The sequence below is a fragment of the Aeromonas dhakensis genome (assembly GCF_002285935.1).
In the GTDB taxonomy this organism is placed as follows: Bacteria; Pseudomonadota; Gammaproteobacteria; order Enterobacterales; family Aeromonadaceae; genus Aeromonas; species Aeromonas dhakensis.
This window is the reverse complement of record NZ_CP023141.1, coordinates 2,508,381-2,526,582: the sequence shown is the minus strand read 5'-3', so window position 1 is coordinate 2,526,582 and position 18,202 is coordinate 2,508,381. Positions and strand designations below refer to the sequence as shown.

The 18,202-nt window shown below is 59.5% G+C and carries 19 protein-coding genes; 13 read left to right on the top strand and 6 right to left on the bottom strand.

All coding sequences use genetic code 11. The features are described from left to right. Nucleotides 1-117: 117 nt before the first annotated feature. The 7 genes from CK627_RS12095 to CK627_RS12065 all read left to right on the top strand — a co-directional run bounded on the left by CK627_RS12095 (nucleotide 118) and on the right by CK627_RS12065 (nucleotide 5,531). The gene (locus CK627_RS12095; RefSeq protein WP_025201468.1) at nucleotides 118-447 is read left to right on the top strand and encodes a translation initiation factor; all 330 of its coding nucleotides are present in this window, start codon (nucleotides 118-120) and stop codon (nucleotides 445-447) included. A 256-nt stretch (nucleotides 448-703) separates the two neighbouring features. After that, complete coding sequence (locus CK627_RS12090; protein ID WP_010633534.1) at nucleotides 704-1,261, top strand: TMEM165/GDT1 family protein; 558 nt, start codon at nucleotides 704-706, stop codon at nucleotides 1,259-1,261. Nucleotides 1,262-1,462: 201 nt separating this feature from the next. Further along, nucleotides 1,463-2,401, top strand: a complete 939-nt coding sequence (locus CK627_RS12085) for a DUF2157 domain-containing protein (RefSeq protein ID WP_095592451.1) — start codon at nucleotides 1,463-1,465, stop codon at nucleotides 2,399-2,401. Then, nucleotides 2,394-3,401: a DUF4401 domain-containing protein gene (locus CK627_RS12080; RefSeq protein WP_024942574.1), complete on the top strand. Its 1,008-nt coding sequence runs from the start codon at nucleotides 2,394-2,396 to the stop codon at nucleotides 3,399-3,401. The genes CK627_RS12085 and CK627_RS12080 overlap by 8 nt, the downstream gene beginning before the upstream one ends. Further along, nucleotides 3,398-3,895 carry a GDYXXLXY domain-containing protein gene (locus CK627_RS12075; protein WP_095592450.1) on the top strand — a complete coding sequence of 166 codons (498 nt, stop codon included), beginning with the start codon at nucleotides 3,398-3,400 and terminating at the stop codon, nucleotides 3,893-3,895. Before CK627_RS12080 ends, CK627_RS12075 begins: the two co-directional genes overlap by 4 nt. Nucleotides 3,896-3,967: 72 nt before the next feature. Beyond that, on the top strand, nucleotides 3,968-4,708 hold the full coding sequence (locus CK627_RS12070) for a substrate-binding periplasmic protein (RefSeq protein ID WP_010633530.1): 741 nt from the start codon (nucleotides 3,968-3,970) through the stop codon (nucleotides 4,706-4,708). 76 nt (nucleotides 4,709-4,784) lie between these two features. Next, nucleotides 4,785-5,531: a substrate-binding periplasmic protein gene (locus CK627_RS12065; RefSeq protein ID WP_005302657.1), complete on the top strand. Its 747-nt coding sequence runs from the start codon at nucleotides 4,785-4,787 to the stop codon at nucleotides 5,529-5,531. A 60-nt stretch (nucleotides 5,532-5,591) separates the two neighbouring features. Here the strand turns inward: CK627_RS12065 and CK627_RS12060 are convergent, their stop codons facing one another. Continuing rightward, entirely contained in the window at nucleotides 5,592-6,605 is a 1,014-nt protein-coding gene (locus CK627_RS12060; RefSeq protein ID WP_095592449.1) for a GGDEF domain-containing protein, read from the bottom strand. 1,773 nt (nucleotides 6,606-8,378) lie between these two features. On the opposite strand from CK627_RS12060, the gene CK627_RS12050 reads away from it, so the two are divergent. Together CK627_RS12050 and CK627_RS12045 are read left to right on the top strand one after the other, a co-directional pair. Next, nucleotides 8,379-10,025 carry an RNA-directed DNA polymerase gene (locus CK627_RS12050; RefSeq protein WP_095592447.1) on the top strand — a complete coding sequence of 549 codons (1,647 nt, stop codon included), beginning with the start codon at nucleotides 8,379-8,381 and terminating at the stop codon, nucleotides 10,023-10,025. Beyond that, nucleotides 10,000-10,761, top strand: coding sequence for a hypothetical protein (locus CK627_RS12045; RefSeq protein WP_095592446.1), 762 nt, complete (start codon nucleotides 10,000-10,002; stop codon nucleotides 10,759-10,761). The genes CK627_RS12050 and CK627_RS12045 overlap by 26 nt, the downstream gene beginning before the upstream one ends. Nucleotides 10,762-10,964: 203 nt before the next feature. On the opposite strand, the gene CK627_RS12040 is transcribed toward CK627_RS12045, so the two are convergent. Beyond that, complete coding sequence (locus CK627_RS12040) at nucleotides 10,965-11,579, bottom strand: hypothetical protein (protein ID WP_095592445.1); 615 nt, start codon at nucleotides 11,577-11,579, stop codon at nucleotides 10,965-10,967. Nucleotides 11,580-11,674: 95 nt separating this feature from the next. Here CK627_RS12040 and CK627_RS12035 point away from each other — a divergent pair, with 95 nt between their 5' ends. Beyond that, nucleotides 11,675-12,034 (top strand): lysozyme inhibitor LprI family protein, encoded by a 360-nt coding sequence (locus CK627_RS12035; protein ID WP_042067809.1) that lies wholly within the window; start codon nucleotides 11,675-11,677, stop codon nucleotides 12,032-12,034. Between the two features lie 233 nt (nucleotides 12,035-12,267). Here the strand turns inward: CK627_RS12035 and cysS are convergent, their stop codons facing one another. Continuing rightward, nucleotides 12,268-13,644 carry a cysteine--tRNA ligase gene (gene cysS / locus CK627_RS12030; RefSeq protein ID WP_095592444.1) on the bottom strand — a complete coding sequence of 459 codons (1,377 nt, stop codon included), beginning with the start codon at nucleotides 13,642-13,644 and terminating at the stop codon, nucleotides 12,268-12,270. 190 nt (nucleotides 13,645-13,834) lie between these two features. Between cysS and CK627_RS12025 the strand changes: the two genes are divergently transcribed. The 3 genes from CK627_RS12025 to lpxH are packed head-to-tail and all read left to right on the top strand — an operon-like array spanning nucleotide 13,835 to nucleotide 15,739. Then, entirely contained in the window at nucleotides 13,835-14,332 is a 498-nt protein-coding gene (locus tag CK627_RS12025) for a peptidylprolyl isomerase (RefSeq protein ID WP_005302674.1), read from the top strand. Continuing rightward, a complete protein-coding gene (locus tag CK627_RS12020) occupies nucleotides 14,322-15,017 on the top strand; it encodes a DUF4269 domain-containing protein (protein WP_095592443.1) in 696 nt (231 codons plus the stop codon). The genes CK627_RS12025 and CK627_RS12020 overlap by 11 nt, the downstream gene beginning before the upstream one ends. After that, on the top strand, nucleotides 15,014-15,739 hold the full coding sequence (gene lpxH, locus CK627_RS12015; protein WP_095592442.1) for a UDP-2,3-diacylglucosamine diphosphatase: 726 nt from the start codon (nucleotides 15,014-15,016) through the stop codon (nucleotides 15,737-15,739). The genes CK627_RS12020 and lpxH overlap by 4 nt, the downstream gene beginning before the upstream one ends. Nucleotides 15,740-15,814: 75 nt before the next feature. On the opposite strand, the gene netD is transcribed toward lpxH, so the two are convergent. From netD to netB, 3 genes are read right to left on the bottom strand one after another with little or no spacing between them, the layout of a single operon-like run. Next, the gene (gene netD, locus CK627_RS12010; RefSeq protein WP_095592441.1) at nucleotides 15,815-16,768 is read right to left on the bottom strand and encodes an Nrf-like electron transfer protein NetD; all 954 of its coding nucleotides are present in this window, start codon (nucleotides 16,766-16,768) and stop codon (nucleotides 15,815-15,817) included. 48 nt (nucleotides 16,769-16,816) lie between these two features. Then, nucleotides 16,817-17,485: an Nrf-like electron transfer protein NetC gene (gene netC, locus CK627_RS12005; RefSeq protein ID WP_095592440.1), complete on the bottom strand. Its 669-nt coding sequence runs from the start codon at nucleotides 17,483-17,485 to the stop codon at nucleotides 16,817-16,819. Continuing rightward, the gene (gene netB / locus CK627_RS12000) at nucleotides 17,482-18,096 is read right to left on the bottom strand and encodes an Nrf-like electron transfer protein NetB (protein WP_095592439.1); all 615 of its coding nucleotides are present in this window, start codon (nucleotides 18,094-18,096) and stop codon (nucleotides 17,482-17,484) included. The genes netC and netB overlap by 4 nt, the downstream gene beginning before the upstream one ends. Nucleotides 18,097-18,202: the final 106 nt, after the last annotated feature.

Below are 18,202 nucleotides of genomic sequence, written 5' to 3'. Positions count from 1 at the left end.
TGACTCCTGAAGTTAAACAATAATAATTCTCTTTTACTTGAGGGCATTATAATCCGTGTTTTCAACGCTTATTTGAGTAAAATCAAACTCCGCTTAGCTAACCCACAAATAACTGCCATGAGTCACGACAACAACAGCCGCCTGGTCTACAGCACGGACGGCGGCATCATCAAAGAACAGAACCAGCCGCAATCCGCCTCCCCCTTCCCCACCGACGGGGTGGTGCGCATCCGCCGCGAAACCAAGGGGCGCAAGGGCGCCGGCGTCATCACCATCCACGGCGTCCCGGCCGACCAGCAAAAGAGCATCGCCACCCTGCTCAAGAAAAAGTGCGGCACCGGCGGCGGCCTCAAAGAGGGGGTGATCGAGATCCAGGGGGACAAACGGGATCTGATCAAGGCCGAGCTCGAGAAGGCCGGTTTCAGCGTCAAGCTGGTGGGCGGCTGATCCAGACGCCGCCCGGCTTGCGTCACTTTCGCTTTTTCCCTAGAATGCCCGCTCCCATCGAGGGGGAGTAGTCTCGCCAGCCGGCCCCAAACCGGTTCGCGATCCTGATCAACATACTTGGTGCCAACTCACCATGGTCAGGGTGATCCACGCCAGCCGCGGATTTGACAAGACCTTTGACGGGCCAGTGCCAATACCGGGGACGGATGGCGCAGGCTTGTCTCAGGTATAACAATTCCGTCCCCCGGTCATTTTTATGGAAGCCTTGTTAACCTCAACCCTCAGCGTGGCCATCGCCGAAATCGGCGACAAGACCCAGCTGCTGGCGCTGTTGCTCATCTGTCGTTTTCGCAAGCCCTGGCCCATCATCGCCGGCATGCTGGCGGCCACCCTGCTCAACCACGCCGGCGCCGCCTGGCTTGGCGAGTTCATCAGCCGCTGGCTCGATCCCAAGGTGATGACCTACCTGGTGGCCGGCGCCTTCATCGCCATGGCCGCCTGGATCCTGGTGCCGGACAAGATGGACGACGAGGAGAGCCCGCTCGACAAATACGGCCCCTTCATGGCCACCTTCGTGCTGTTCTTCATCGCCGAGATCGGCGACAAGACCCAGATCGCCACCGTGCTGCTGGCAGCCAAGTACGACTCGCTGACCCAGGTCATCACCGGCACCACCCTCGGCATGATGCTGGCCAACGTGCCTGTGGTGCTGCTCGGCAAGCTGGGGGCCGATCGCCTGCCGCTCAAGGGGATCCGCATCGCCTGCGCCATCCTGTTTGTGGGCCTCGGGGTGAGCACCCTGCTGTTCGCCTGACCCGGCCGGATCAGAAGGTGGCGAGGCAAGGGTGAGCACTTGCCTACGCCGCTCCCGCGCCCATGTCGTCTCTTTGCACGCAAGCCCCGCCTTTGGCGGGGCTTTTTGCTGCCCGCGAGCCAGGCCGGCTTGCCCGCAGACGGGGGCTGCCAACCGGCGCCATGGCCGTGGCATAATGCGGCAAACCTGATGGAGCATCCCATGCACTTCACCTCAAGACAGACGCTGCTCGACTGGGTCAGGCGCGGGCGTCTCGACCGGGCCCAGTTGCCCGCCGCCCTCGCCCTGTGCGAGCTGCCCCCCGGCCCTGCCCGCTGGCAGTGGCTGTTCGATCGGCTGCTGCTCTGGCTCGGCAGCCTGTGCCTCGGCGCCGGTCTGGTGTTCTTCGTCGCCTTCAACTGGCAGGAGCTCGGCCGCCTCTCGCGCCTCGCGCTGCTGGAGCTGCCGCTGCTCGCCATGCTGCTGTTGCTGTGGCGCAAGCCCCTCGCCGACAGCCAGCGCCAGGCGCTGCTGCTCGCCATCGCCCTCAACATCGGCGCCTTGCTGGCGCTGGTGGGGCAGACCTACCAGACTGGCGCCGATCCCTGGCAGCTGTTCGCCACCTGGGCGCTGATGCTGCTGCCGCTGGCGGCGCTCGGCCAGAGCCCGCTGCTGTGGACCTTGAGCTGGCTGCTCGGCCAGCTGGCGCTGGTGCTCTACTGGCGGCTCGGCCTGTTCGACTTCTTCTTCGCCTTCGACGAGGAGGCCCTCGGCTGGAGCCTGACCCTCTTCAACGCCGCCCTCTGGGGCATATTGCTGCTGGTGCCCGCCCGCTACCGGCTGATGCCCTCCTGGCTGGCGGGGCTGGCCGCCGGGCTCGGCGTCACCCTGCTGACCCTGCTGGCGCTGTTCGACGCTGCCTCCCCCTGGGTCTGGCCGGCCTGGCTCGGCTGGCTGGCGGCCGCCTACCTGCGCTGGCACCACAGGTTCATCGCCGGGCTCGCCATGGGCTGCCTGAGCCTCATCGTGGTGCTGCTGACGGCGCTCGGCAAATGGATGGAGCCGGACGTCGACGGCTTCCTGCTGCTCTGCCTCATCGCCATCGGCCTGTCGGTGGCCGCCAGCCGCTGGCTGCAACAACAACGGAGGCCCCATGAGTGATCTGACCCCCTGGCAGCGACTGCAACAGGCCCAACTGGTGGAAGGGGATGCCCCCCGCGACGACCAGCCCCACTGGTCGAGCCGCTTTCTGCTCGGCATGGTGGGCTGGATTGCCGCCCTGTTCCTGCTGTTCTTCCTGTTCATGTCGTTCTCCCAGCTCACCCGGGATGCCGACAGCGCCCTGCTGATGGGCGTCGTGCTGATGGCCATCGCCTTTTGCCTCAACCGCTTCGCCACCCGCAGCGATCTGTGGGATCAGTTCGTGCTGGCGCTGGCGCTGGCCGGCGACGCCTGGCTGCTCTACGGCCTGCTCGATCGGCTGGATCTGCACTCGGCCCCGCTCTGGTTCGGCCTCGCCCTGCTGTCGCTGGCCATCGCCGCCCTGTTCGAGCACTGGCTGATCCGGCTGTTCCACAGCTTCGCCGCCGCCATCCTGCTCACCCTTGGCCTCGCCTGCCTCGGCCTGCAACTGCTGGCCCTGCCGCTGGTGATGACGGCGGTGGCCCTCAGCTGGCTGCAGGCCGAGCGCGATCCGGTGCGCCATCAGCTCTATGAATCCCTCACCCTGGGGCTGGCGCTCTCCCTGCTGGTGCTGGGGCGCCTGCACCACCCGCTGTGGGAGGGCGGCGCCAGCATGCTCGACGAGCTCGGCCACTCCCGCCTGCCGCTCTGGCTCAACCCGCTGCTCTGCGCCGCCCTGCTGCTGGGGCTGATGATCAGGCTGAAACTGCCGCTGCTGTACGGGCTGCCACTGGTGCTGCTCAGCGCCCTCATTCCCGGCATGGGGGCCGGCGCCCTGGTGCTGGTGCTCGGTTTTTATGCCGGCAGCGTCGGCCTGATGACCCTGGCCGGCCTGCTGCTGGTCGGCTTTGGCTCCCTCTATTACTACGATCTGGGGCTGACCCTGATGACCAAATCCTGGCTGCTGCTGGGCTCGGGCGCCCTGCTGCTCGGCGCCCGCCAGCTGCTCAAACGGCTGAGCCCACGGAGCCCCTCATGAGACGACTCGCCTTGCTGCTGACCGGTATCACCATCCTGGCGGCCATCAATGTCACCGTCTGGCGCTACGAGCACGCCATGAGCAGTGGCGAGGTGGTGCTGCTGCGCCTCGCCCCGGTCGACCCGCGCTCCCTGATGCAGGGGGATTACATGCGCCTCAACTACGAACTCGCCCGCCAGCTCGGCAACCGGCGTCACGACGAGGCCCCCGCCGATACCCTTGTGATCCGCCTCGACGAGCAGCAGATCGCCAGCTGGGTGGAAGGGGGCAAGCCGGAGCAGCTGGCCCGGGATGAGCGGCGGCTGCAGGTGCGCCAAAGCGATGGCCAGTGGCGCATCGGCCCCGATGCCTACTTCTTCGAAGAGGGCACCGGTGAGCAGTACGAGGCGGCGTGCTACGGCGAATTTCGCCTGCAGGAGAGCGGCAAGGCCCTGCTGGTGGGGCTGCGCGATGAGCAGCTAAAACCGCTGGGCAACCCCAGAGCGCGCTGGTAACTGCTGGCAATATCAGGCTTTTTTGCCCACACTTGGGCAAGATGATCGCCCGCGCTACGCCAAGGATTGCCCATGAGGAGAGGTTTTTTCGGTTGTCTGCTGCTGTTGTCATGCCTTGGCACGGCGCAGGCCGAGCTCGGCAAGCTGGAGTACCTGACCGAGGAGTATCCCCCCTACAACTTCACCGATGCCGCCGGCCAGCCCGGTGGCCTCGCGGTGGAGCTGCTGCAGCGCATCTGGCAAAACACCCAGACGCCCCCCCAGCCCATCCGCATCCTGCCCTGGGCGCGGGGTTACTACCTGCTCACCCAGAAACCCAACGTGGTGCTCTTCTCCACCGCCCGCACCGACACCCGCGATCCCCTGTTCAAGTGGGCCTGCCCCATCGGCCACGCCGAGTACGTGCTGCTGGCCTACAAGCGCCGCCCCATTACCCTGAGCGCCGTCGAGCAGATCAACGACTACCGCATCAGCGCCGTGCGCTCCGATGCCTCCGAGCAGTTGCTGCTCAACCGCGGCATGGACGAGAACCGCATCATCCCCGCCAACCGGCTGAGCCAGGGGCTGAAGATGCTGGTGTCGGGCCGCGCCGATCTGCTGGCGACCGGCAAGCTGGCGGGCTACGACGCCATCAAGGAGCTGCAGCTCGATACCAAAGCGTTCACGGTGGCCTTCGTACTGGATGCCGAAGAGCTCTGCTACGCCTTCAGCCGCCAGGTGGATGACGGGGTGATCAAGCAGTTTCAGCGCGCCCTCAACCAGGCGCTCGCCTCGCCGGACTATCAGGCGCTGCGGCGCCAATACATGCCGTGAGCCGTGCCACGGCTGGCGATTTGGCCGGCTTTGATAACACTTGAGAGTGACGCAACACCCCACCAGGATGGCCAAAATGAAAAAATGGACCGGATTCGCCGCACTCGTGTTTGCCACCCTGGCCCAGGCCAGTCCCGAGCTTGGCAAGCTGCACTACCTCAGCGAAGAGTACAAACCCTACAACTTCTCCAACGAGGCGGGCGCCCCCACCGGGCTCGCCGTCGAGCTGCTGCAACAGGTGTGGAAGAAGACCAACACCCCGCCGCAGACCGTCACCATCATGCCCTGGGCGCGGGGCTACTACCTGCTGACCCAGAAACCCAACGTGGTGCTCTTCTCCACCGCCCGCACCGAGGCGCGGGATCCTCTGTTCAAGTGGGCCTGCCCCATCGGTTACGCCGAGATCGTGCTGATGGGACTGGCCAAGAACCCGGTCAAGATAGCCAGGCTGGAAGATGCCCAGCAGTACAACATAGGGGCGGTGCGGGCCGACGTGGGGGAGCAGCTGCTGCTCAACAACGGCTTCGACGAGCAGAAGATCCTGCCGGCCAACCGCCTGCCCCAGGCGCTCAAGATGCTCACCTCGGGCCGGGTCGATCTCATCTCCACCAACAAGACCACCATGCTGGATCTGATCGCCTCCCAGCAGCTGGATCCCGCCCAGTTCAAGGTGTTCTGGATGTTGAGCTCGGAGCAGTTCTGCTTCGCTTTCAGCCACCCGGTGAGCGACGAGCTGGTCAAGGAGTTCCAGAGCGGCCTGACCCAGGTGCTGGCCAGCAGCGAATTCCAGCAGATCCAGAGCAAGTACTTCCCCGCCCGCTGAGGGGCGGCATGAAGAAGGGGCCCAGCGGGGCCCCTTTTGTTTTCCTGTCTCACCTGCGCGTCAGCTCGGCCGGCGACGCTGGCGCTTGACCTCGTACATGCAGGCATCGGCCAGCCTCAGCGCCTCGTCCACCGTGCTGAGGGCCGGATCGGTGGCCACCACCCCCACGCTGGCACCGGCATAATGGAGCACTCCGGTGGGCAGCTCGAGCGACACCAGGCTCGCCTCGAACAGCCGGCGCTGGAAGCCCTGTACCGCCGCCTCCCGCGTCTCGTCGCCGCACTGCGGCCCCATCCCCACCGCCACGAACTCATCGCCCCCCACCCGCGCCAGCAGATCGCCGCCGCGCAGCACGCAGGAGAGCGCCGCCGCCACCCGTTGCAACAGCAGGTCACCCGCATCGTGGCCGTGGGTGTCGTTGATGGCCTTGAAGCCATCGAGATCGATAAAACCTATCAACAGCGGATGTTCGACCCGCTCTGCCAGCGAAAAGAGGCGGTTGAGCTCGTGCATCAGTGCCCGCCGATTGGGCAGCCCGGTCAGCGGGTCGCTCAGCGCCTGGCGCGACAGCTCGTTGTTGGCCTGCTGCAGCTGCTGCAGCAGTTGTTCTCGCTCCACCTGCTCGGCGATGAGCCGGGCGAAAAAGGCGATCAGGTGATCCGAGCCCGCCGTCAGCGGCTTGTGTTCGGCGCTGGCGGCGCACAGGGTGCCATAGAGGGAGCCGGAGGGGGTGCGCACCGGGCAACTCAGATAGGTGCGAATGCCAAGGGCCTGCGCCGCCTGGGAATCCCCCCAGCAGAGCGCCACATCCTCGGTGTAGAAACGCCCCTCGTCGAGGGCCCGCCGGCAGAGGGTATCGCCCCAGGCCACCGAGGCCCCCTCGGGGATCTGCAGGTCGGCGGCATTGCGGGCATAGCGGATATGTTGGGTGTCGTGACCAAGGTCGATTTCGGTCAGATAGGTGGATTCGAGCCCGGTGACCGTCTCGAGCATCTCCAGCAGCGGGCGGGTCAGGCTCTCCAGATCCCGCGCCCCGGTCACTTGCAGCGACAACGCCTGCAATATTCTGTCCATGCACACCTCCCTGCTTGCATGTCTATTCCTGAAACCATAGCCCCTTCACCCGCCGCCCGCCCCCATCGCGGCGCTATCTCTGCGCTTTTGCCGTCCTTTGTCGCCGAACGACCCTCGATTGTCTAGCAACGTGCTCCGTTTGCAGCCAACGAGAGATAACCCCATCTGAGGGGTAATCAGCGCCCACTGCCGAAGCAAGCGGTGCCTGTCGTGCGAAGCCATTGGCTGCGGCAACTTGCCGGTGGCGCTCAAGCGAGCTCGGTATCCTGATGGCCCCAGTCGCTGACCACCTTTATTCGTGGCGCTCCCCTGCCATTCCCCTCACTCGGCTCGCCACTCGATTCAGCTCTCGGCCTGCCACTCTCCCCTGTCTCTACTCGGCTACCAGATCAGCTCGGGGCTCGGGGCTCGGGGCTCGGGGCTCACCTTCCATCACACCCCGAACCTGGGTCAACCGCCGGTTGCTACTCTGCAGCAAAGGAGAAAAACCATTTAATTCTGATGGTTGCATCACTAATTTCATGGATTTGGATGGCCCCGCCGAGGCGGGTTCCGTAAGATGATCATTGGCCTCTGTTGGCCCCGAGTATTCATGGATGGTCAAGGGCGCAAGGTGGCGGCGACAGTCAGGGGCGGCAGCGTCTTTGGCGCAGACCAGCCGGTCTCCCGCGCCTGCGGCAAGGTGCGAGGGTTGCACCCTCGACGGCTGCTCTCGTCAGCCTCCGGGGCGGTGCTCATGCCCCCATGCGGATACGACGCTTGGGGCAATGTGTAAGGTCGAATCGGGTCAAGTAGGGTCGACTAGCGAAGCGTAATCGTCCTCGGTAACCATCTCCTCTCCCCTTGCGGGAGAGGCGTAGGGTGCAATAAGCGGAGCGCATTGCACCGGGGTAAATGATCCCCTCGCCCCTTGGGAGATAGGGCTTGGGATCAATGGATGGGGTCGAGTAGGGTCGATTAGCGGAGCGTAATCGTCCGCGGTAACCGTCCCCTCTCCCCTTGTGGGAGAGGGTTAGGGTGAGGGGTCAGGTAACGTCTTTATCCGACAACACGTTATCGGCACGGCTTCGCCATGCAGGGCACGAGGACTCCGTCCTCGACGGGGTTTCGCCGCCGCTGCGCGGCTTGGCGAGTGACTTTTCTTTGCATGGCCAAAGAAAAGTCACCAAAAGAAAGGCCACCCCCACTTGTTCGCCCTCCTTCGTCGGGTTCCCTCGGTTCATGCAAAAGGTCTGGCGGAACGACGCAGACGGTACATCCCTGTACCGCCTGCGTCTGCGCCGTCGTCCATGACGGCGCTCCTGACCTTGTGCCCTCACCTCGGCGAACAACAGGGGGACAACTCCCAACCCGAAGCGCCGAGGCCGGTTAACAGACGTAGGGTGCAATAAGCGCAGCGCATTGCACCGAGGTAACACTCCCCAGCCTATTCCGAGCACAGATCGGGCAGGTTATTATCTCGCAGCTAACCCCTCGCCCACCTCATGGCGAGATCAGATGGTCGCACCTATGCAACAGGCATCATCGACATAGTTGCATAGGTGAAAAATCATGGTGAGTACAACGGCAACCGGCATATATCCCTATCGGGGAGCAGTTTTATATTGAAGGCCCGATAGTGAATGTTTTGAAATGATAATGACCTTATTTCTCGAACGTCCGATTACGCCTCACGAATCGAACAGAAGGATTTATATTAAAGATGATTATTGAACATCTAATTACGGCAATAACTTCATCTGTATTAATTAGCGGCATCATAAAGGAAGTCCAATGCAATCTGTAACGCTGGCGCATTTCGAACGAGCTATCGACGATATCGTTTCCAATGGAGAAAATGATACATTACCTTTTGAGGTTGATGGTAGTTTCATATCTGATAATAAGGATAATCTCGCCTCCTTATGTTATTCTCTTTTTGAACGGCTAGAAAAGTCAGGAAAGAAAGATGCAATAAACATCATATCTCAAACAATAATATTCCATGAGCGATTACTAACACCAACAGGCCCAAGTGGTTTCAGAATATCAACTAAAATACATCCATTCTGGAATGTTTATTTAAATGGTCTAGCAGTAGCCATAGCTGAAGAAAATGAAAAAAATAGACTTTCTAATGCTCACTCATATCGATTTAACCCATATGGAAAAGATTTGTTTATAAAAGAAAAATCATGGCGTTCATATAAGAACGCAACTCTAGTAGACCCATCAATGACTGACACCGCAATTGTTATACAAGCCGATATATCAAGCTTTTATGAACATATTTATCATCATAGAGTTGAGAACTGTATTAATGACCTTTTTAGCTCAACATCAACTGTTGCAGCCCAAATAGATAGAATACTAAATCAATTATCTTCAGGGCGCTCATTTGGTCTTCCTGTAGGTGGTCAATGTTCAAGAGTTTTGGCTGAATTATTGATGACTCATATTGATCAGTTACTCACGAATGCAGGTATTATATGGCATAGATATGTTGACGACTTTACTATAATAGCTAAAGATCAAGCAGATGCATATCGTTCAATATCTGTACTTTCAAATATACTTGCCGACTATGGATTATCTTTAAACAAAACAAAAACAACTTTATTGAACGCACCCCATTACAAAAATTTCATTACTGCACAGCTATTCAGCACAGAAGATAACGCTAGCAAACTAAAAGAAATAGACCTATATTTCGACCCTTATTCTGATAATCCACAAAGGGATTATGAGGAATTACAAGAAACTGTAGAAAAGCTAGAAATACAAGACTTGTTAAATATGGAGCTAGGTAAAAGCCAGCCAGATAATTTTTTAATAACACAAATAAGTCGAACTCTCAAATTACATCAACCTTATGTTGCCTTACAGTTATGCCAAACTTTATTAGCTCCGAACAACATACATTCATTTAGAGCATCATGGGCAACAATAATTAGAGGTGTCAATTCAATAAGAGCCAATAATAATTTCGAGCCAGTCCATGAAACGATAGATGTATTGATTGATCAAGTAATCAAAAATGCAAGCCACCTGTTATTACCAGAAACTAATCTTTTACATTTTCTTCGCTTATTAAAAACAAAGAAAAACCCGATTAGAGCTCACTTTGTGTATTCACAGGTTTTCGAAAAAACAAATTCGGAAACATTAAAAAGAGCTTGCATAGACTGTTTGAGATCTTGGCAAGATAGAAGTGCCTTCATACAAATGAGAAATAAATGGAACAGTTTTCATCCTGAGGTACAGAGAATGTTTTGGTTAGCATCATTTTCTTTTGGGGAAGAAGGCGGTCACTTTAGAAAACAAGTTCAAAAATCTCTACAACACTCATGGTCTTTAAATATAGATGTTAAAGAAAAACCTACGTTTCAAAGCATATACATAAAATGGACAGAACATGCGATTTCTAAGGCTTCCGATTAAAGACCCCAGGACAGTAGCAAGGGATATACCTGGCATTTTTGACATTATATTCCCTCAACTAACACCTGGTATTATTGCACATATCAATAATTCGCTTGAAACAATACCAATTATTGAGCGCATACCAGACTCAATTATAAAGAAAACATCTATCACTCCAGCAATGCTTTTTGAAATAGCATATGCAAAAGCTGAGTACATTTTAAATGGTAATGTTGATATAGCATGGGAATCCTGTTTTAAAGTAGCTTTATCAAGACAATCAAGATATTTCGATGCTATTTTGCCGAACTCACTATCGCCAATAGATATTACTGTTGCAAATAAAACTGCAGAGAACATCATTAATTCCCTTCGTTTCATTCAGAAAAAATTAGGAAATGAACCTATCCGTAATAGCCCTGCAATCCCAGGTTATAGCTGGATTAGTAAAGGTGAAGGCGATTTTTCCATTTCAGACACATTGATTGAACTAAAATGTGGCGCATCAAAATTTTCATCCTCTGACATACGACAAATACTTATTTATTGGTTACTAAGCTATGCCTCGTCATTAGAAAAAAATGAACAGGAATGGTCTTACGGCATCCTTTTAAACCCGAGATTAAACTTATATACAACTTTCAAATTCAATGAATTGACAAACCTACTCAGTGGCGGACGGAGCAAAATTGAAATACTGCAAACATTTGATCACATAGTAAAGAGCCATGAATCTAAAACCTTGTTTTATTAAAATAATTAAATATTCAAAAAAACTAAAGCTATAGCGGTCTGTTTGCTGAGAGGAAGGCATTTGGTAGGAAATAATGTTAACATCCTCTCTCACGAGGGGAGAGGAAAAGTGCCAACTCTCCGGCAGGCAAAAAATAAAACCGCAGCCTTGAGCTGCGGTTTTTATTTCTATTCCTCAAACATGCCTTCATCCCAACCAAAAAACTATTTCCCCAACCCCTTGCACTGCTCTCCCCCTGCGGCGGGATAGGCGGTGAGCGTCTCAAAGATAGTGGCGCGCAGGCTGCCGGATTGGCAGAAATTACAGCTGCCGCCAGCGTCGATATCGGTGATGCGGGCGCCTTGCGGCCCCTCCTGCACCAGATAGGTGCTGACCAAACGGTAGGTGCCGCTGGGGGCGTCGAGCGGGGTGCCCGGCTCGCCAAAGATGAAGCGCACCTTTACCTCGCTGCGATCCCTGCTGCCGGCGATGGTGCGCGACGAGAGGATCTGCGAGCCCAGCAGGTGATCCCAGGCATTGGGCAGGAAGGGGTTGCCCTCGACGAAGGGGGGCTTCTCGTTCGGCGCCTCGCGAGTGGCTATCTCCCGCGCCCTAGAGGCGGCATTGAGCAGGCAGAGCAGCTCGGGGGAAACGATAGTGGGCAGCGCGCCACCAAGATCGCCCTGATAGAGGCCACTCGGTTTGACCTCGCGTTCCCAGACGAGAAACTCGGCCACCTTGGCGCGAGCTTGGGCCTGCATATCGGGGGCAGTGGCGGCCACAGGCAGCCCGGACGCCAGCATAGGCAGGGCGAGAAACGGCCCCAAGTTCAGCTTCATGACGTCATCTCCTTGTTATTCTTGAAAAACAGAGCCGCCATCGGGCCGGTTTATGCCGTATATTGGCCCTCTCGCTACCACAAAGGAACAGCCTCTTGAGACTCTATCCCGCCCTGTTACTCTTGCTGGCAACCACTGCCGTTCAGGCCGAGCAGGATTGTACTGCGCCGGTGACACAAACCGACATGAACATCTGTGCGTTTCAGGATTACCAGCAGGCCGATGCCAAGCTCAACGCCGCCTACAGGAAGCTGGTTGCAACGCTTGATAAGGACCAACTTGGCAGGCTGAAAACAGCACAGCGCGCTTGGATCACATTTCGTGATGCACAATGCCGTTACGAGGCAGGTGTCTATGAAGGAGGGACTATCGCGCCCCTCGTACATAGCAGTTGCCTCACCAATCTCACCGAGCTGCGCACCAAAGACCTGAACGCACTGCTGGACCAGCCATAATCAGAGGCTCCAACCAGGTTAGGTATGAACTTGGGGGTCTAGAAACAAACGGTTTAGCGGCACTCCGGCGAGTAATGACATGAGCCCCCCTCACCCTAACCCTCTCCCCCAAGGGGCGAGGGGATCAGACCGAAGGATGCCGAGGCTCCGGCAGGCCACAAACAAAAACCGCAGCCCAAGGGCTGCGGTTTTTTTATTGGCTCAACCGGTTGGCACCAACAGGGCCACCGGCCTTAGGCACGGCGCCAGCTGGTCTTGCCGGCGCTGTCTTCCAGCACGATACCCATCTCGGTGAGACGGTTGCGGGCGGCATCGGCCGCGGCCCAGTTCTTGTCGGCGCGGGCCTGGTTACGCTCGGCAATCAGACGCTCAATCTCGGCAACCTCTTCGTCCGCCTCGTCACCCTTGAGGAAAGCATCCGGATCCTGCTGCAGGATGCCGAGCACGGCGCCCAGCTCGCGCAGACGGGCGCCCAGCGCGGCGGCAACGGCCATGTCTTCACCCTTCTGGCGGTTGATCTCGCGCACCAGGTCGAACAGGGCGGAGTAGGCTTCCGGGGTGTTGAAGTCGTCGTCCATCGCCTCCTTGAAGCGCGCCACCTGCTCGTCGCCACCGGCAGCAGCGGCCGCCGGCAGATCGCGCAGGGCGGTGTACATGCGCTCCAGTGCGGAGCGGGCCTGCTTCAGGTTGTCTTCCGAGTAGTTGAGCTGGCTGCGGTAGTGGCCAGACATCAGGAAGTAACGGACGGTTTCGGCATCGTAGTGGGCCAAGACGTCACGGATGGTGAAGAAGTTGCCAAGGGATTTGGACATCTTCTCTTTATCCACCATCACCATGCCGCTGTGCATCCAGGTGTTGACGTAGTCGCCACCGTGGGCGCAGCAGGACTGGGCGATCTCGTTCTCGTGGTGCGGGAACTGCAGATCGGAGCCGCCGCCATGGATGTCGAAGTGGTTGCCAAGGTGCTTGGAGTTCATGGCGGAGCACTCGATGTGCCAGCCAGGACGGCCCGGGCCCCAGGGGCTGTCCCAGGTCGGCTCGCCGGGCTTGGACATTTTCCACAGCACGAAGTCGAGTGGATTGCGCTTGGCATCCACCACATCGACGCGGGCACCGGCCTGCAGCTGCTCCAGATCCTGGCCTGAGAGCTTGCCGTAGTCGGCGTAGGAGTCGACGATGAACATGACATCGCCGTTGTCCGCCACGTAGGCGTGCTCTTTATCCAGCAGGGATTGCACCAGCTCGATGATCTCGCCGATGTGCTGGGTGGCGCGCGGCTCGACGTCCGGGCGCACCATACCGAGGGCATCGAAGTCGGCGTGCATGTCGCCGATCAGGCGCTCGGTCAGGTCGTCACAGGTGACGCCGGTTTCGGCGGCGCGCTTGATGATCTTGTCGTCCACGTCGGTGACGTTGCGCACATAGTTGAGTTGATAGCCGCTGTAGCGCAGGTAACGGGCCACGACGTCGAAGGCGACGAAGGTGCGGCCGTGGCCGATATGACAGTGATCGTAGATAGTGACGCCACACACATACATGCCCACCTTGCCCGGGTGGATAGGTTTGAATTCTTCTTTTTTACGAGTGAGTGTGTTGTATATCTTCAGCATCTTATGACCACTGCCTGTGAGTAAAATGGCCTGCCATTCTACCCGCATCGCGCGTAGAAAACGAGGCAGAAAACGTGCCGGATCAGGCGCACCATCTATGCCGCAGAGCCTTGATGGGCTAGAATTGCCACCACTTTATGCCATACACCTGCGGGCACTTCGTCGCCCGCATCAAATGAAAGGACATATCATGGTCACTCTGCACACCAATCACGGCGACATCACCCTCACCCTGAACGCTGAAAAAGCCCCGGAAACCGTGGCCAACTTCCTGCAATACTGCCGTGACGGTCACTACGACAACACCATCTTCCACCGCGTCATCGACGGCTTCATGATCCAGGGCGGCGGCTATGCCCCTGGCTTCGAAGAGAAAGACACCCGCGCCCCCATCAAGAACGAAGCGGCCAACGGCCTGTCCAACAAGGTCGGCACCATCGCCATGGCCCGCACCATGGAGCCGCACTCTGCCAGCGCCCAGTTCTTCATCAACGTGAACAACAACGACTTCCTCGACTTCAAATCCGCCACCACCCAGGGCTTCGGCTACTGCGTGTTTGGTGAAGTGACCGCCGGCATGGACGTGGTCAACAAGATCAAGGGCGTCAAGACCGGCAACTACGGCCGCATCCACCAGGACGTACCGACCGAAGACGTCGTGATCACCAAGGTGACCCTTGCCGAGTGATCTCTGCCTCCTGCGAGATGAACTGACTGCGGCCCCGGCCGCAGTTTTTCCATCTGCAAAGGCCGGCTCCATCGACTGGCGCCGTCTCGACTACCTGGCCCACGGCAACCCGCGCCAACGCTCGGCCCATGCCCTGCTCACGGCTGGTGTTTGGGATGCGCTGGCAGCCCAGTGCCGCGACCTGGCGCTGGTGAGCACGGTGGCCATCGGGCTCGACCGCCCCGGCAGCGATCTCGACATCGTCTGCCAGCATCCGGACCCGGCCACGTTTGCCGCAGCGCTGGCAAACCAAGGCTGGCAGGTTGCGCAAAAGGGCGCTGCCATCTGGCTGGCCGAGCAGAGCGTCACCTGCGCCGATGGTCACCCTTGGCCCCTTGAGCTCTACCTCACCCCGGATCCCCTCGAGTGCCTCAACGGCTGGCGCCACCTCAGCCTGATGGCCGCCTTGCTTGAGCAGTTTGGCGCTGCTTTTTATCACGAAGTGCTGCGCCTGCGCCTCGAGGAAGGGCTCAAAGGAGAGGCGGCCATCTGCCGTTTGCTGGGCCTTGCCGGCGACCCGTATGCCGCGCTGCTCACCCTGGAGGACGGCGAGCTGGCCCGATTGACGTGGCAGCCGGGGACGACGGGCCCCCTTTCTACCTCCACTTCCAGCCACCTCAACAGGGCCCAGCGCACTTTCTCATGAGCACCCTCTTTATCAGCGACATTCACCTGTGTGCCCAGCGGCCCGACATGACCGCCGCCCTGGTGCGCTTTCTGGCGCACGACGCCCCCGGCGCCGATGCCCTCTATGTGTTGGGCGATCTCTTTGAATTCTGGATTGGCGACGATGATCCCAATCCCCTCCACGGCGAGGTGGCCGACGCCTTTGCGGCCCTCAGCCAGCAGGGGGTGCCCCTCTACTTCATTCACGGCAACCGCGACTTCTTGCTGGGCCAGGCCTTTGCCAAGCGCGCCGGCATGACCCTGCTGGGGGATCCGTGCGTCATCGAGCTCTATGGCGAGCGGGTGGTGCTGAGCCACGGCGATCTGCTCTGCACCCTGGATGAGGGCTACCAGAAGTTTCGCCGCATCACCCAGCTCAAATGGCTGCGCTGGCTGTTCCTGCGCCTGCCGCTCGCGCGCCGCCAGGCCATCGCCCACAAGATGCGTGGCCAGAGCCAGATGGAAAATGCTCACAAGAGCCAGACCATCATGGACGTGACCCCGGCGGCGGTGGACGAGATGCTGCGCCAACACGACTGCCGGATGATGATCCACGGCCACACCCACAGACCCGCCATCCACGACTTCCAACTCGACGGCGCGCCTGTCCGGCGTATCGTGCTGGGGGACTGGTTCGAGCAGGGCTCGGTGCTGATCTGCCGCCCCGGCGAGCAGCGCCTCGAGCAGCGCGCGCTGATCTGATCCAGCCAGCTGGCGGCAATAAAAAAGGCGGGAAGATCCCGCCTTTTGTTTGCCTGCGATCTACCTCTATAACGGCTACATCACCGTCATCTGCCCCGCGTAGAGGATGAAGTAGCGCAGCAGCAATATCCCCACCAAGCTCAGGCTGCAGATAATTGCCAGCCGGGCCGGTTGATGGGCCTTGGCCGGACTGCCCACCAGCCCCAGCAGCTGGGGCAGCAGGATCCCCAGCCCGATGACCCCGAACCAGAACACCTGGGACCAGAAGCCGCCGCCGATGGCCGCCCACATGGCCGCTTCCCGCTGGCCGCCACCAAAATAGAGCCCGGTGAAAAAGCAGAGCAGCAGGAACAGCTCGATGGCGACGATGGGCCGCTCGAAGCGGTGCACGAAGCTCACCCCGCAGCTGTGGCCATCCTCCCGAAACAGGGTGACCGCCAGCAAGATGGTGGAGGCCACCCCCGAGCTGATGCCGGAGACCAGAAACAGCGCCGGCAGGATCGGGTTGTTGAGCATGGGGTAGGTCTTGAGGGCGGAGAGCAGAAAGCCGGTGTAGGCCCCGAGCAGCACGGCCAGCAGCAACAACAGTGGCGCCAGCAGCCGCTCGAGGCGGGCGAGCCAGCCGATCAACCCATTCACAAAGGCGAGCCTGTCGCTCAGCAGCCGTCGGCGCAGGGCCTCGATCTCGGCTCTGAACACCACAGCCAGCCAGGCAAACAGCACCGCCATGTAGACCTGAAACAGCATGACCCCCATCGACATCACGGAGTCGAACTGGTAGTGGAACATCAGCTTCCAGAAGGTCCAGGGACGGGCCAGGTGGAAGATGAGGATAAGCAGCCCCAGGATCACCGAGACCGGCGCCAGAATGGCGGTCGCCTTGATGATGCCGCTCTCGCTGCCAGCTCCCTGCCGGCGCAGCAGCACCGAGAGGGTGGCCGAGCCAGCCGAAATGCCGAGCAGGAACAGGTAGATGGCGATGGGGCCATCCCACACCAGGGAGTCGAAGTGAAACGCATCATGCCACATGGTGCCTCCCTCCCGCCAGCCGGTCTGCGTCATACGGATGAGATGGAGTCATGACTTCACCTCCCCTTTCGGCACCCGGTACATCTTGGGCGAGGTACCGAGGAACTGCTTGTAGCGATAGGTGGTCTCCTGCACCAGCCGATGGCTGATGGGGCTGTTGGGATCGTCCAGATTGCCGAACACCAGCGCCTTGGTCGGGCAGGCTTCCACACAGGCCGGTTGCTTGCCCGCTGCCAGATTGGTCTTGCGGCAGAAGTCGCACTTGTCGGCAACCCGGGTGACCGGGTTGATGAAGCGCACCTGATAGGGGCAGGCGGCCAGGCAATAGCGACAGCCGACGCAGAGGTCGGGGTTGATGTCGACGATGCCATCCTCCGCCCGGATGTGGGAGGCGCCGGTCGGGCAGACGTGCACGCAGGGGGCGTTGTCGCAGTGCTGGCAGGATTTGCGAAAGAAGCGGTACTCCTGCGCCGGATACTCCCCCACCGGGCCGCTGCGCAGGATCTGCAGGCGGGCCACCCCTGCCGGCACCTGGTTCACCTCGCGACAGGCGTCCATGCAGGCGGTGCAGCCAATGCAGGCCGTCTCGTCGTGGATCATGCCGTAGCGCACGCCCTTGATGGTCATGCTGTTGGCCAGGGCGCGCGGGGCCCCCGTCAGCAGGATCAGGGCGCCGGCGCTCATGCCCACCATGAAGTCGCGGCGGGTCGTGCTCATGACCCCTCCTTGACGGCGCCGCCGAGACCAGCCTCATGCTGCTTGCGGTGGCAGTCGACGCACAGCTTGATGCGCGACTTCTCGGGGATCCCCACCATGGGCTCCTTGGCCGGGTGCAGCTGGTGACAGCTGGTGCAGCTGATCCGGGTGGCGTGCACGTCGTGGGCCCAGAGGGCCTTGCGTAAATCGTCCGGCTCATGGCAGCTCATGCAGACGCCGTTTTGCTGGCTCAGCGGGAAGGCGTCGTCGCCAAAACGCATCACATCGACGATGCCGCCACGCTGTTTACGGTGATCGGCCGACGCATTGCCGTGGCAGTTGGTGCAGGTTACCTGCTCCCCCGTATTGGGGTTGGTGACCTGGCCATGCTTGCCGTGCATCCCCTCAGCCCCATCGTGGCACTTCTCACACTTGGCAAAACGGGCCGCGGCCTTTTTGGCGGCCGCCTTCTTCTTCTCCGCCTTGGCCTGCTTTTCGGCCAGGGTGGGTTGATCTGCCTGCTCGGCCTGGGCTGTGGGGGCAGCCTCGCTTGCTGTCGTGGCGGCCAGGGCAAGCTGGTTCATCCCCAGGCTCAGGGAGGCGAGCAGCAGCCACTTGATGATCTTTTTCATAGGAAACTCCGAAACGGTGGCACCCGGGGTGCCATCTGCCCGCCGCGCAACAAAAAGGAGCCGATGAGAGCTCCTTTGACGGTCATGAACACGAGACCACACCCCG